Source organism: Bacillus sp. FSL E2-0195 (genome assembly GCF_038003645.1).
In the GTDB taxonomy this organism is placed as follows: Bacteria; Bacillota; Bacilli; order Bacillales; family Bacillaceae_G; genus Bacillus_A; species Bacillus_A mycoides.
In genome coordinates, this window is record NZ_JBBOPN010000001.1 from 3207114 (window position 1) to 3221780 (window position 14667).

A 14667-nucleotide genomic window follows, 5' to 3' on the forward strand; every position below is an offset into this window, starting at 1 on the left:
CTTTAGCGAAATAAATTTTTCATTTAGGGGGGTACTTCAAAATCTTAAAATGGATATTCTACGCAAATATATATTATTGATACAATAAGTTATGTTAACTTCACATAATTATATTATACAAAAACTCAGCAAATACCGTTACAAAAAGTGTACAAGCCATATCTACTCTCTCTAAATAGTTTATTGCGAATCTATTTTAAGGAGAATTCTTACATCACAATTTCATAAATCTAAGGTTTCAAACTATTCATTACGAAAAAAAGACCGTATCACTACGGTCCTTTTCTCGCTCTTATGCAAATACTATGACTGTGTAACTTTATTAGAAACAAGTAGTTTTTCAATACATATAGGTAACATATCTAATAACGTTTCAAATGCGTAATTTACGTCCAGACGCTCCGTCCATTGATGTGCATCTTTTCCTACTGGTCCCATATTTAATACTGGAACGTCAAACTCTTCTAATTCCTGAAGTGGAATCGAATAACCTTTATCCCATAATGGCATATTGTCGACAAGAGAACTCATTGAATCCAATGGGTTTTGTAAGCCAACATAGCTTAAATCTGAAATTCCCCCAAAATAATTTTGATTTTCAAATGTAATGCTATGATTATAGTGGGCATACTTTTCCATTTCTACAACTACCTCTCTAATTAAAGGATTGTTGCGTGAACTCACAGCTGGATAGTATGGCGGCGCAAAGAAAAGTACAATCATTGGAGCCTTTTCTTTACATAAGATAGCTAATTTGTCTACTAAATCAATAGTTACTGCACGATCATCTTTATCTTCTCTATTTTTTATAATATCGGATTGAATTTCATCTATTTTTTCTCTTCCATGTTGTTCAATTGCATAAGCGATAAGCTCTTCATACGTTAATACATTTACTTTAAGATTAGGCGGTATGAACGGATTATACTTAGAAAAATGATACGCTCGCTCCTCATACGATTCTTCAATTTTCTCTGCTACTTTCGTTACTTTTTGGCGTAACAATGAAACTACATCTGTCATCGTTTTTTCTAGTAAAAACAAGTTAAATAACGTGACTGCACGATGAGGAATTTGTACAGAATAATCCTCCTTTAAATCTCTTTGAAGCAAGTTAGTTGGTGGAGGACTTGCTTCACCATCTACAATATCGCAAAGGTCCGTATTCAACTCTAATTCAGCTGTTAATAATGCAGCCATATAGCTCCCATTTAATCCTGCAAAAGGTTCGCCTACATGTGTCTCTTTTCCATAGCAAAGGAAACCAGGTAACACCTTCCCAATAGAACCAGTATAAATATACTTATTTTGGTCACCAGGATGTCTTGAAAACATAGGCTCTGAATTTAGGACCGTTTTATACTCTAAGTCATGTTCTTTTGCTAGGTCTAATAATCTTGGAACAGCAGCTCTCATCCCTACAGAGTTCACTTCTTCATCTGGAACAGCCAATAAAAGAACATTCCCATCAAATCTTCCTTCACAAGCTTGCTCAACCATCGCCATTTGTAAAGCTAGACCACATTTCATGTCCATCGTTCCTCTACCAAATAGCCAATCTCCTTGTTCAATATCTTCACGTACATGATCTGGTAGCTCATCTTTATGAGAATAAAACATAGATGTTAATTTTTTAGGGTTAAATGCATCTTCTTTCCACACTCCATAATCTTGTACATCTACAACATCAAAGTGACTAACAAGAATTACAGTATTTTTCGTACTATCACTTTTCTTTACTAGAGCTGTAACAAAATATCGTCCATCCCCCGTTGGATTTTTTTGTAAATGATGCGGATTTTGTTTGAAATACTGTAAGTCAGATAATTGTTCTACAACAAAGTCTGGCAATATAACTTCAGCTTCTGAACCTGTAATACTAGGAATTTCAACAAGATTGCTTAATAATTGAACCAATTGTTCTTTAGATTGCCACTTTGACATATAAATCCCCCTATTTTTCCGCATTATGAAAATCAATTCCAATATATGAATAAAAAATGACGACAGCTATCAAAATTATAATTTTGCCGTTTGGCAAGCTTATGGTTCTTTTCATTTGCGGCAAACATATGCTTCCAGGATTTGAAGAATATGTTTAATATCGCTTTTAAATAAAGTCACGGTGTTTATTTAAAAGACGCGATGTTTTGTCCCTTTGGATCTGTTTATCTAAAGAGAGGTTTTTATAGTGAAAAGAAAATCTGAACTGAAAGACGTATTAAGAAACTGCTGAGTAGCAATAAAGTTACTCCACTAAAGGGCGAGATTGTTGAGGAACGTTTTCAGGAAATTAGATTATTCGAGTTTGAATATATCATTGAGATTGTGAAGGTTTTTTACTTAAACTGACGGGGCAGTAATACTCAATTAAAAATAATGGTAAAGTTAGTGAAAAGAAGAAGGATTAAAAATCGTATAGATTCATTGTAATACATTTTAAGTTTTTGTGTGGCGAGGTATTTGAGAAGTAAGAATGATTTCATCAAAAAAACATTGAAGCTCCAACGGGTTTTTATATGACTATTTTTCCAGACACAATCTAACATCATAACAAATTATAAATAAACAGTCTATACTTTTGGTTAGATTTTTTATATAGTTTGATTGACAGTAAAACCTAAGAAAAGGGGTGTTATTCATTGAGAATCACTTGTCACCTTGATCAATCTGATTTACAGGAGTATATGCAAAAAGTCTTTGGTACCAATTATTTGGTTTCTAGTGTAACGAAAATGCATGGCGGTGCACAAAAGGTAGTCTATAAGATTGACTGCAGCAATGGATTTTCCTGCGTTCTGTATGTTTGGGATCTTACTATGAATTATTTTCAAGAAGAAATAGCAAACCGAGATATACATGAGCACTCCTATAGTAGTGATTTATTTGAATTAAATAACAAGTATTTAATTCAACAAGGAATTCAAACCCCCCTTCTATATGATCTGAATAAGGAAAGAAACCGTTATCCTTATGATTATGCTCTCGTTGAATATGTAAATGGACAAAAGGCAGAAGTTTATTTTCAACATTCCGATTCATATGTTAAAGATAAAGTGTTTCAGCGGATAGGAGATATGCTGGCAGACATGCATGCCAACGAGAGACTTACTCATGGGAAAGCGAATCAAAGTGGGATCAACACGGAAAAATGTCATCACTTGCAAATAAAGAATACAAAAAGAGATTTAGATTACGCATACCAACATATTGACAGCATCAGGGCTAGTCATAGCAATCTACTCGATACATTGTACGAGCTTGAATCAAAAATTGAACCAAGAAGTCGTTATGGATTTATACATGGGGAACTCGGCCCTGATCATGTATTAATTAATGACAAACTAGAACCTTATTTGATTGATATCGAAGGAGCCGAGTTCTTTGATATTGAGCATGAGCACAGTTTTTTGCAGTTCCGATTTGGGGATTATTATCGATATTTAAAGAATGATACTCTCGACCCCAACAGGATGTTATTCTATCGATTCCATCATCATATATCCTTAACTTCAGGCGGGTTGAGATTGCTTCACAGAGGATTTCCGAATCAACAATTTGCAAAAGATCTTACCGATCACCATTCTCGTTGTGCACTGCGTTTTATTGAAGGTTGAACTTATGTCATTAAAAATTTAAAGATAGATAGGAGTTAAATACAATGATAAAAGGTTTCGGAGGAATATTTTGGAGAACTAAAAATCTTGATGTTATAAAAAAATGGTACAGTGAAGTGTTGAAGATTGAAATAGAAAATTGGAACGGGACTGTGATTAAACCCGAATTAGGAACTGAGACTATCTTTTCTTTCTTTGCCGAGAATGATAGTTATTTTCCTACAGAACAACAAGTGATGTTAAATTTCCAAGTACATAATCTAAACGAGACTATTCAGCATCTTGAACAAATTGGCGTACCTCTTGAAAAGAAAGAAGAGATTAGTGAATTTGGAAAGTTTATTTGGATTAAAGATCCTGAAGGGCGATTGATTGAGCTTTGGGAGAAATAGTGGATTTTAATCATTTGCTATTCAGCTAACAGATGCTTTAGTTCAATAAGGTAAATAAAAAAGTGCACCTCCGATTATTAGACACAGTCTAACAATCGGAGGTGCACTTTTTTAATCTATCCAACTTAGTATAAGCCTATCCATTTATTAATAATATCAATCTATCAATAAATTACAATCATCTTGAATGTCTGAATTTCCCGTAAATTAAAGGTTATCCCCCAAACAACCTCGAACATTGTAATAAACATACATAAGGAGGTTGATCTATTTTGTTTCGTTCATTTACAAATGGATGTGTTGCCCTTGTGCAGCGTTTCTTACCAGAACCGTTTATTTTATCATGTTTATTAACTGTTTTCGTTATCTTCTTCGGCATGTTTGCCACGCACCAAACACCGGTCGAAATGATTACGCATTGGGGCAATGGCATTTGGGGACTTCTCGCTTTTTCTATGCAAATGGCTCTTGTACTCGTGACAGGATCTGCATTAGCAAACGCTCCTCTTATTAAAAAAGGATTAACGAGAGCAGCGAAATTACCGAAAACAAATGGACAAGGTATTATTGCTATTTCAATCGTAAGTTTACTAGGAGCATACATAAACTGGGGATTTGGTATTGTTGTATCGGTTTTATATGCAAAAGAAGTGGCCAGACAGTTAGAAGGATTAGATTATAGGTTAGCAATTGCTTCTTCCTACTCTGGATTTCTCATTTGGCATGCAGGCCTTTCTGCTTCTATCCCTCTTACGTTAGCAACTGGCGGCGAAACGTTAATTAAAACGACAGCTGGAAGTATTAAAGAAGCGATTCCAATAACAGAAACGTTATTCTCACCATACGCACTCGTGCCAGTTATTATTTTTCTCGTTACGATGCCTCTCATTAACCGGGCCATGCATCCAGATGAAAAGCATACAATTACTGTAGATCCTAGCGTATTCCATGAAGAAGCTGCCGCTCAAGAAGTAGGGAACAATACGTTCGCTGAAAAAATGGAAAATAGTATGATTATTACACTTTGCATCGGATTATTAGGTCTTATTTATATTTTTAACTATTTTAGTACGAAAGGCTTTAACCTTACACTTGATATCGTTATTTTTATGTTATTAATTGCCGGTCTTATTTTCCACCGTACTCCGATTCAATATATTCGCGCTTTCTCTGACTCAACTAAGAGTGCTTCAGGTATTTTACTTCAGTTTCCGTTCTATGCTGGAATTATGGGGATGATGATTGGAGTAAATAGTGAAGGTCTTTCGCTTGGAGGAGCTATTTCTACTTTCTTTATTAGTATTTCAAATGAAACCACATTCCCGCTCTACCTCTGCATGATTTAATGCTTCATATGTAAACAAATCTTCACATACTTTTTCAATCATATGAGGATTGTTCTTAAGGAAATTCCACTGCAATACTTTAGGAAGAAAATATGTTTCATATTCTTTACTTCCCTTTATCACCTCATCAACTTCTCTTTCACAAATCCCTCTTATTAAATAATCATTTCTTAATTGTATTTGAATTTGTTGAAACGTTTCGCTGTATTTCTTCAATTGGACTAAACAATTAATATACGTACGCAAAAGTTCGTCATCATAATTGCAACACTTTATAATACGATCGATTTCATTCATAATGTACGAGCCGCTTCTTCTATTTGTAACAGCCATTTTTCACGCTTCGTTACTTTACTCGTTTTCACAGATTGAAAAGCAGAACGTTTTATATCGCGAATACCACAAAAACGTAAAACCCCTCTTTTCATCATAATCCAATCCGCTGATCGATATAATAGGGCCACGTACCATAACGGTGAGTCTAACGTATTAATAACCCATGCTTTCTTTCCTTTAAATAAGCCTTTCGGTAATGACCCCTCATATTTATAAGCAAATCCAGCTACAAAAATACGATCGATAAATCCTTTTAAAATAGCAGGCATGCCCCACCACCATATCGGATATATGAAAAGAAGAATATCCGCTTTCTGCACTAATTCTCTATATCGCTTCGTCTCTTCTTCATTTAGTAAATCACGTCTTTTCTTCTCTTCATTAAATACAAGCACTGGATCAAATTGTTCTTTATATAAATCAAGTAGCGTAACAGAATGATTTGTTTCCTCAAGTCCTTTTTGCACATGCTCTAAAATTGCCCCATTAAAGCTTGAAGGATTAGGATGAGCGTATATAATTAGTACGTTCACTACAAAACAACTCCCTCTTTAGTTAAAGTTTCCCCTTCTTTAACATCTTCTCTACAATTTGCACATTTTTCGAACTTTGTAACAAACGATTTAATACTGTTAGTAGCTCTTCTTTTTCTAAACCTTTCAATTGCTCTTTAACTGTACTCTCACCAGTACCTTGAATTTCATACACAACTGCCGCCATATGTTTACAATAATTTTCATAAGGACACTCGCAGCTACTTTCTGCAAAATCTTCAAGATCAATAATCACTTCATAATTCCCTGCATTTCCAGTAACGAAAGCAAATACTTTCTTGTCGTGTATTTCAACATCTTCTACATGTCCCTCTTCATAATATTCATATCCTCTATCTATAATGTACTTTGGAATCCATTTCATTATATCTTTTAATAAGTATGCATACATCACAACACCTCTTCCTCTAATTCCCTTTTGACTTCCAAAATCCTGCATGTTATTCTAATAACTGTCAAGTAGCGAGTCTACGTGACAAAACGACTGACACCTATTCGGCGGAGGTGTCTCTTTTCATTTGCAGCCGATATGAAGTGCCTCTTTCAGGCACATTCAATCTTTGACACTACACACTCAACACCATTCCCTTGTATCAGGCTGCTTTAGCAGTCTTTTACTCTACATACTTCAAAAAAAAGAGAGCTCAGCTCCCTTTTCCCGCCTTATAAAATACCCCTTTTTCAGCATAGCGATATTCATCATCAGCTAAAGTAATTTTCCCATCCAGTTTGAGTTCATCTAATAGTCTTGATAAATAAAATTGATGTAACATTTTTTTAGTGAATTTTCCTTCATGATGCGAAACGATATGTTCTTGAATATCTAACAATGATATTGGCTTATCTTGCTCTATCATATATTCATAAACTGTACTACGCAGTTTTACGTATTTTTCGAGTGTCACAGTACTTCGCAACCCCTTTCTTCTTATTATATGTTTTCGTAATCGGTTTTTTTGCAACAAAAAAACCTCTCCGATAAGAAGAAGTTACGTATATCTTCGTCTTATCTCCCAGAACAAATATGTTCTGCTGGAATTAGCACCTGCATCGCGGTTGCTGGGTTTCATCGGGCCAGTCCCTCCACCTCTCTGGATAAGAAAATATTCACTTTAAATTTAACTATACGTAATTTTATTATAATTGTCAAATAAATATAAAAAATTATATTTTCTTCTTTATTGTTCATACTACAAAAAGATGTACAAAAGGAGGCTACTACTTTGAAAAAGAATGCTCGTGGATACGTACAAGATTCTTTTCATTCCTTACAAGAAGCGAAACATTGTTTAGAAGATGCATTACAAACTGTTGAAGAAGATTTTAATCGCGCACGTATTGAACAATCCCTTTACGCTGTAGAGCAAGCTCTTCAACGTTGCGATTACACCGTTCACATTTTAGAACAAGAATGAAAACTTCCCATCAAAAGATGGGAAGTTTTTTTCAAATGGCATACTTCATCATTATTACCGTTATTATTAAAAAATATACAGAATTAACAATTTCTAAAATCCCTACTTTTAATATAGAAATCTTTTTGCCATACAACATAATGGCCCGAATTACACTTGGTACAAATATGAGTGAACACCATGGATTTATAGCAAATACAATTACCGTTAATACAATATGGTATCCCCAAGATATAAAACGATACTTCGGATTATTTTTTTCACGAATCATCGTTTTTACATAAAACGTACTTCCTAAAAAATATAGAAATGAAATAAGCGCAATGAATAATGCTGTTTTATCTATGAATTTCACGGAGAAATAATAACTGATTAAACCACCTATACAAAACACTATAATCGCACAAACATCATTTAGTAATGCTCGTTCATTTTTTTGACGAGCGTAATACATATTTACAATAAACAATGGAATCATTAATACTGCGAATAAAAGAATTCGCCATTCATATAATAAAGAAATCATCCCAAATACAAATGCAATGATAAAATAAATAATTGCAGCGTGTAGAAATTCTTTTTTTCGTCTTTGCCTTATGTACATGAGAAATGGATAAGTAGCTAGATAGATAAAGAACCAGGCTAAAAACAATGGGATATGATAAAAAGTAGGTTTACCAAGTAATACACTTAATAGAAATGGTATGACAAGCATCGCCCATGCTCCATGTTGCTTCGGAATAACTAACTTCATTAACTATACACCTCCCTCTTGAAAATAGTTCTCACCTACTATTATACAAATAAATTCATATAATAACGGACATATATTGAATCTATTTTTTGACAATAAAAAATGCTCCTTACAATATGTAAGAAGCATGAAAGAGGCAAACGAATATGTAAGTCGCGACCCTACCTTATATGAGTATGCTTTTCTATGTCACGTTATGCTCATCTAATATACCGTATTTCTTTTTAAATCTTGTGAGGATCGTAATCCATGACGTACTAAATAGCAGAAGGAAAATAACATTCGATATCGCGTGACTCAGATCAAAGTAAAAACTTGCGACATAGTAAGCAATAACTGTTTCCCACGTTGCTTCCTGTATAAAGCCAAGAAGTCCCCAAAAGTTCATAATCCAGCCAAATAGAAATCCAACGGCAAATCCATATATGAGTCGTCCCCATAGTTTTTTCATCAAAAATGTATTTCGGAGTAATCCTGCTATAAAACCGATCATGCCCCAAGAGAACATTTGCCACGGAGTCCACGGACCTTGTCCTAAAAAAATATTAGATACAATGGCAGCCGTTGCCCCAATCATAAAGCCAGTTTCACTTCCAAAAACAATTGCAGAAACGATAATGACAAAAGAAGTCGGTTGTACACTTGGTAAAATAGAAAATGGTACCCGGCTAACCGCTGCAATCGCCGCTAACACAGCAACGATAACAATTTCACGTGAAACAAACGCCTTCCTTTCAAAACGAACATAGAAAGGTAACATAATGACAGCTAATAAAAACAAACTACTTACCATGTAATACCCGTCCATAATAAAAGTCGTAAAGAGTAGTGTACATATTACAACAGCAAAAATAAATATTATGAATGCAACATATCGTTTGGACACGCTTCGTACACATCCTCCCACGTTAATGCAAATGGCAACTCTCTACGGATGAATCGATTAATAGATGTTGTATAAAAGAAGTTACCACTAAAGAACTCTTTCGGTGCATCATTCATAATGACTTTCCCGTCAAATAACATCATGCACTGATCAACGTATTTCGCTGCAAACTCAATATCATGCGTTGCCATTACAATTGTTGTACCTTCTTTTTGCAACTGTTTAAATAGCTCTCCTACTCTTTCCTTTTTCCATGGATCTAGTCCCTTTGTCGGCTCATCAAGTAATAATAAAGTTGGCTTTGATAATAACGTTGTACATAATGCGAGTAATTGTTGCTCTCCGCCGCTACAATCATGTGGATGGCGCTCTTTAAGTGAATCTAACCAGAACTTTTTCAACATTTCTTCTGCTATTGTTTTTCCCTCTTCACCATATAATTCACGCGCACGCTCATAAACCTCTTCCCATACTGTATCAAAAGTAAAATGATAGTACGGATATTGCGATACGTACCCTATACTTTTAAATCGTTCTTTCGAATCAATTTTATGTACCACTTTCCCATTCCACTTTACCTTACCTCTTCTAGCTTTTTGCAATCCTGCTAAAATCGTTAACAGTGTAGACTTCCCGGTTCCGTTTTTCCCAACTAGAGCTGTCCATTTTCCCTTTTCGATGTTCACTGTTAAATCTCGTAAAATAAGTGGACTATTTTTTTCATATTGAAAAGATATATGTTCTGCACTTAAAATTACATCTCGCTTTTCACATTGTTCTACTTGCCCATTCCTATATGATATCGCTGAAAAATCATTCATTTTCATTTGTGCTTCTCGCACTGTAAATGGAATCTCTTTCACATTCCACTCTAAAAACAATCTTGGAATTTGCGGAATGAATGGACGAAATTTTTCTACTTCCCACATGTTCGCTATCACACTTTTAGAAGTACCATCATAAATGATTCTGCCATTATCCATACAAACAACGCGTGTTGCGAGCGGTATAACTTCATCTAAACGATGTTCACTTAAAATAATCGTAATTCCAAGTTCTTCATTAATACGTTTTAATAATCCTAAAAACTCTTTCGCAGCAATCGGATCTAGTTGTGCTGTCGGTTCATCCAGTAATAATAGTTTCGGCTGCATGACTAACACCGCAGCTAAATTTACAAGTTGTTTTTGACCACCAGATAAAGTATGAACAGATTGATGTAACAAATCTTGAAATCCTAAAAAGCTAATGAGTTCCGCTATTCTTTGTTGAATAATATGCGATGGTAATCCGATATTTTCTAAAGAGAATGCTAATTCTTGAATAACGGTATCCATTACGATCTGATTTTCTGGATTTTGAAATACCATACCAATTTCTTGGGCAGATAATAAATCTGGTACTTCCTCTAATAAAGCACCATCATAATATGTATGTCCAGAACGCGTGCCAATTGGAAGTAACTCCTTTTTAAAATGTTTTAATAAAGTTGTCTTCCCAGAACCTGAACCGCCAGCAAGTACTATAAATTCTCCTTTTTGAACAGAAAGAGAAATATGCTGTAACGCTTCTTCATTTTCATCAATATATATAAATGATAAATTCTTCATTTCTGCATGCGCCACCATATCCATTCCCTTCCTTCCATCATAATTGGTAAACTAACAAACATCATAAATAATATAAACATAATTCCATCGTATCGCTGGAACAGTATTGATTCCACTTTCGGATAGATAATCAATTTCCCTCCGCCATAATAACTAAATATAAATGAAGTTATTAATAGAAAAACTAAATAACTTAGCGTATACAAATCACGTCTTTCCATTCTATATCGAATATATGTCGTACGTTTCGTTACACCAAACCCACGAGCTTGCATAGAATCTGCTGTTTGTAGTGCATCTTCTAACGAACAAACTAATAACACTTGCAGTAATTTCATTCCATTTTTTATACGCTCAATGAGTGAACCTGAATCTAATTGCACACCTTTCGTTTTTTGGACGAGTGTAATTTTCTTTAACCGCCTAATAAACAAAGGAACAAACCTCACTGTAATCATCGTTAACAATGCTACTTTCGGTGAAATTCTTGAAAATAAATATAAAAATTTATGACTCGAAATAATATCGTTATAAGAAGCAAACGTAAACATAATCGCAACTAATAATAAACCCATAACAAGTCCATACATACAGGCCTCAAGCTTAATCCGGCTATCTCCTAAATAAAATAACGTAGTCGCTCCTCTATGCGTTAATAAAGAGTTAAATAAAATAACCATCAAAAAGAATACGATAGTACTAGGTAACATCTTTCTGATTTTCTCACCATTTCCCTGTACTATATTTAAGATTACAATTAGTATAATCGCTCCAATTAAAAAAAGAGGATGAAGACACATCATACATAGTATCATCACCCCAATATAATAGAAAAAATTAACAAAAGGATGTAAAGAAGAAAAGCTTATTTTCATAGTCCTTTACCGAAGATCCTTTCCTATTTTAATACAAACACCCACTCGATTGTATCGCCTGGTTTTACTTTAACTACACCAGCACTATAGTTTGGAAAAGCACCGTTCACACGATATTTCCAGCCACTAGTAGCAGTAATATCTTTCTCGTATAAATCATTAATACCTTTTACATAAATATCACCTTTAGAGCCCATTGCATCAATCTCTAATCCTGTACTCTTTAGCACACTGTAAACTGTATCGCCTTCTTGAACATCAACCTTTTTCGCACCTAATAAGTACCCTTCATTTCCTTTTACTGAGATTGTTACTTGTTTCGCTTTAGGTACTGGTGGTACTGGTGGTACTGGTGGTGGTACTGGGTTTTGTGGTGGTACCGGTGTTGGCGGAGCTGGTAGATTATTGCTCTCTTCTGGATTTTTCTTTTGCTCCTGTTTTGGTGTTTCTTTTGGCTGATTAACAACCTTTGCTTCTTCTTTTACTTCTGGCGCTTTCGGCTGCTGGGGTTTCTCTTCTTGTACTTTTTGTTGCTCTGGTTGTTTATTTGCAGCAGGCTGTTCCTTTGGTTTCTCTTCTTTCTTTACTTCGGGTTGTTCCTGCGCTTTTTCTTCTTTCGGTTTCTCTTCTACTTTTTGTTCTTGTTTATCTTTCTGCTCTTCTTGTTGTTTCTGTTCCGGTTCCGGTTCAGCTTGCTTCTCTTCCGGTTTCGCTACTTCTTTTTGCTCTTCTTGCTTCGGTTCTGCCTTCTTCTCAGGTTTTACAGCCGTTTCTTCACATCCGGCTAATAATCCCAATGAAAGAACTAAAGAAATGAACCATTTCATCTTACTCATGCTGCCCCTCACCTTTCATATTAAAGTGAAACTTTAATGAGTGGAGATTTTGTTCATCCCCACTCATTATTAGCCCTCACTTTTATAATAAAATTAGGAGCAAATGATTGCTCCTAATTTTTGTTAAGCTGCTTTACGTCTCCATAATACATATGCAGAAGCGATACATAATACACCCATACCCACTTCTGTTGCTGCACTATGAGAAGATGCTCCTGTTTGTGGTAATTGATTCTTATTCTTGTTTGTTTCTTTATTAACTCGTTCGTTATCTACAACAACTTTTAGATTTTCATCTTTTGGTTGTTCTTGTAACTCTTCTTGTTGTTTCGGCTGTTCTACAACTTCTTTTTCTTCTACAGTTATCTCTGGCTCTACAATTGGTTTCGTATCAATTTCATTCTCTACTACATTTGACCAATCATAAATCGATTTCCCAAGATCTTTAAACTGAAGTAACGCTAAAAATGCTTGCTCTGTAGCCATTCCGCTACCTTTTTGATCACTTGGTAACCATTTGAACTCACCATTTTGAAGCTGGTATGACATTAAATTTTGTACTGCTTTATTAAGACGATCGTGATCTACATCTTTAACTAGCGATAGTCCAATAATTGCTTGTGCAGTACTATTAGAATTCTCTTGTCCATCAGCGGCAAAACCACCATTACCTAGCTGCTGCTTGTATAAATAATCAACAGCTTTTTGAATAGCTGGCTTTACATCTGCTTGATCTTGATAAGGAGCTAATGCTGCTAATACCATACTTGTTACATCAACGTTACTAACACTTTCTTTACTACTTGAACTATCATATGTCCAGCCACCGTCTGTATGCTGCGCTTGTAAAAGTGCTTGTACTAAAGCAGCTCGATTCCATTTTGCTTCGGCCGGAATCTCATATTTCTTTGTATCTAATGCAAGTAATGTAAATGCGTATCCTGTAACAGAATTCACTTTATCTGATTCAAATAAATTTTGTACTAAATTTTGTCCCTCTACCTTTGTAGGATCAACATTCATTGCATTCATCATAATAATCGTTCTAGCTAAATCTGTTGCTGAAAAACGATTTAAACGCTTCTTAACCTTTTCAGCTACTGGCTTAACATAGTTTATTTTCGTTTCAAGCGGAACATTTACACCTGAACGAGCAAGTCCAATCGCAACCCAATCACTACCAATTCCATCTTGTAACATCTTTTCTGACGTTTTAGAAATCGCTTCGTTTAATTGTGCTGCTGGAATTTCGACTTTCTCTTGCTTTGGTTGTTCTGTTACTTTATCTTCTGGTTTACCATCTGGTTTTTCTGTTTTCGGTTCCTCTGGTTTTGGCTCTTCTACAGTTTTACAAGTGCCAAATTTATCTAACGTTTGTTGCAACGTTTGTTGACTCATATTACTCCAGTCTGCAACGTAACGAAATGCAACAACATCCCCAGACTCTAATTTATAACTATCCGCCCCAACTTCTGCAGATTTATCATTTACATCATACAACCAACCGCTCGTTGCTCCGGCCATTAATCCATCGATGCCCTTTATATACGTTCCAAATGACATACTTTCAGATGTTACTTTGTCACCCATAACTTTTTGTAGCAAACTAAAAGCTGTTTCTCCATCTTCAATGGAAACTTCTTTCGGACATAACATAATTCCTTTTTGTGATTCACCAATAATTGCAAGTTTCGCTGTCTTTCCTTCAGCAAACGTAATATGTACTGTATTCGCAAAAGAAACAAATACAAGTGCCACTGCCATTAATGATGTAAGCAGCCATTTCTTTAACATTGCCATCCCAAAATTCCCTCCCTTTACTAACATTCACACAAAAAAAGACCCTTTAAGGGTATGCGGTTGACACTCTCTTTTTGTAAGTGTCGAACAAAAATGTACAACACCTCCTACCCGCATTAACGAGCAGTAAGACCCCCACCTCAAATTCAACGAAAGCAAAGAAGTTAGGTAGGGATCAACTGCCCGTAAATGCCCGATTGGTGAAATTTTAATCAGTGGGATGAACAAAATCCCCACTGATTAAAA

14 protein-coding genes, 1 pseudogene and 1 riboswitch are annotated in these 14667 nt (G+C 35.1%); of the genes and pseudogenes, 4 read left to right on the top strand and 11 right to left on the bottom strand.

Features of this window, described 5'->3' with window-relative positions:
- Positions 1 to 303: 303 nt before the first annotated feature.
- Positions 304 to 1944, bottom strand: coding sequence for a M20/M25/M40 family metallo-hydrolase (locus tag MHH59_RS16495; RefSeq protein WP_002128248.1), 1641 nt, complete (start codon positions 1942 to 1944; stop codon positions 304 to 306).
- Positions 1945 to 2687: 743 nt separating this feature from the next.
- On the opposite strand from MHH59_RS16495, the gene MHH59_RS16500 reads away from it, so the two are divergent.
- From MHH59_RS16500 to MHH59_RS16510, 3 genes and pseudogenes are all read left to right on the top strand, one after another.
- Positions 2688 to 3617, top strand: coding sequence for a phosphotransferase (locus MHH59_RS16500; protein ID WP_078178955.1), 930 nt, complete (start codon positions 2688 to 2690; stop codon positions 3615 to 3617).
- A 44-nt stretch (positions 3618 to 3661) separates the two neighbouring features.
- Positions 3662 to 4009, top strand: a complete 348-nt coding sequence (locus tag MHH59_RS16505; RefSeq protein ID WP_002033235.1) for a VOC family protein — start codon at positions 3662 to 3664, stop codon at positions 4007 to 4009.
- Positions 4010 to 4281: 272 nt separating this feature from the next.
- Positions 4282 to 5340 (top strand): annotated as a pseudogene (locus tag MHH59_RS16510) (short-chain fatty acid transporter); the annotation flags it as partial.
- Here MHH59_RS16510 and MHH59_RS16515 read toward each other — a convergent pair.
- The 4 genes from MHH59_RS16515 to MHH59_RS16530 form a co-directional block, all read right to left on the bottom strand.
- Positions 5314 to 5652, bottom strand: coding sequence for a group-specific protein (locus MHH59_RS16515; protein ID WP_340851831.1), 339 nt, complete (start codon positions 5650 to 5652; stop codon positions 5314 to 5316). The pseudogene MHH59_RS16510 and the gene MHH59_RS16515 overlap by 27 nt on opposite strands.
- A complete protein-coding gene (locus MHH59_RS16520; protein WP_016127298.1) occupies positions 5649 to 6224 on the bottom strand; it encodes an NAD(P)H-dependent oxidoreductase in 576 nt (191 codons plus the stop codon). The genes MHH59_RS16515 and MHH59_RS16520 overlap by 4 nt, the downstream gene beginning before the upstream one ends.
- Before the next feature lie 22 nt (positions 6225 to 6246).
- Complete coding sequence (locus MHH59_RS16525) at positions 6247 to 6684, bottom strand: SWIM zinc finger family protein (RefSeq protein WP_003190441.1); 438 nt, start codon at positions 6682 to 6684, stop codon at positions 6247 to 6249.
- A gap of 205 nt (positions 6685 to 6889) precedes the next feature.
- Entirely contained in the window at positions 6890 to 7210 is a 321-nt protein-coding gene (locus MHH59_RS16530; RefSeq protein WP_002110869.1) for a hypothetical protein, read from the bottom strand.
- A 38-nt stretch (positions 7211 to 7248) separates the two neighbouring features.
- Positions 7249 to 7347, bottom strand: a riboswitch (SAM riboswitch).
- A gap of 121 nt (positions 7348 to 7468) precedes the next feature.
- Here MHH59_RS16530 and MHH59_RS16535 point away from each other — a divergent pair.
- The gene (locus MHH59_RS16535; protein ID WP_002084448.1) at positions 7469 to 7660 is read left to right on the top strand and encodes a hypothetical protein; all 192 of its coding nucleotides are present in this window, start codon (positions 7469 to 7471) and stop codon (positions 7658 to 7660) included.
- A 31-nt stretch (positions 7661 to 7691) separates the two neighbouring features.
- On the opposite strand, the gene MHH59_RS16540 is transcribed toward MHH59_RS16535, so the two are convergent.
- The 6 genes from MHH59_RS16540 to MHH59_RS16565 all read right to left on the bottom strand — a co-directional run bounded on the left by MHH59_RS16540 (position 7692) and on the right by MHH59_RS16565 (position 14421).
- Positions 7692 to 8414 (bottom strand): YwiC-like family protein, encoded by a 723-nt coding sequence (locus MHH59_RS16540; protein ID WP_002167976.1) that lies wholly within the window; start codon positions 8412 to 8414, stop codon positions 7692 to 7694.
- 184 nt (positions 8415 to 8598) lie between these two features.
- Entirely contained in the window at positions 8599 to 9300 is a 702-nt protein-coding gene (locus MHH59_RS16545) for an ECF transporter S component (RefSeq protein ID WP_016127299.1), read from the bottom strand.
- A complete protein-coding gene (locus MHH59_RS16550) occupies positions 9273 to 10934 on the bottom strand; it encodes an ABC transporter ATP-binding protein (protein ID WP_002167974.1) in 1662 nt (553 codons plus the stop codon). Before MHH59_RS16550 ends, MHH59_RS16545 begins: the two co-directional genes overlap by 28 nt.
- A complete protein-coding gene (locus tag MHH59_RS16555) occupies positions 10907 to 11785 on the bottom strand; it encodes an energy-coupling factor transporter transmembrane component T (RefSeq protein WP_309515066.1) in 879 nt (292 codons plus the stop codon). Before MHH59_RS16555 ends, MHH59_RS16550 begins: the two co-directional genes overlap by 28 nt.
- A gap of 23 nt (positions 11786 to 11808) precedes the next feature.
- A complete protein-coding gene (locus tag MHH59_RS16560; protein ID WP_340851841.1) occupies positions 11809 to 12621 on the bottom strand; it encodes a DUF4430 domain-containing protein in 813 nt (270 codons plus the stop codon).
- A 123-nt stretch (positions 12622 to 12744) separates the two neighbouring features.
- Positions 12745 to 14421, bottom strand: coding sequence for a DUF4430 domain-containing protein (locus MHH59_RS16565; RefSeq protein ID WP_215550597.1), 1677 nt, complete (start codon positions 14419 to 14421; stop codon positions 12745 to 12747).
- Positions 14422 to 14667: the final 246 nt, after the last annotated feature.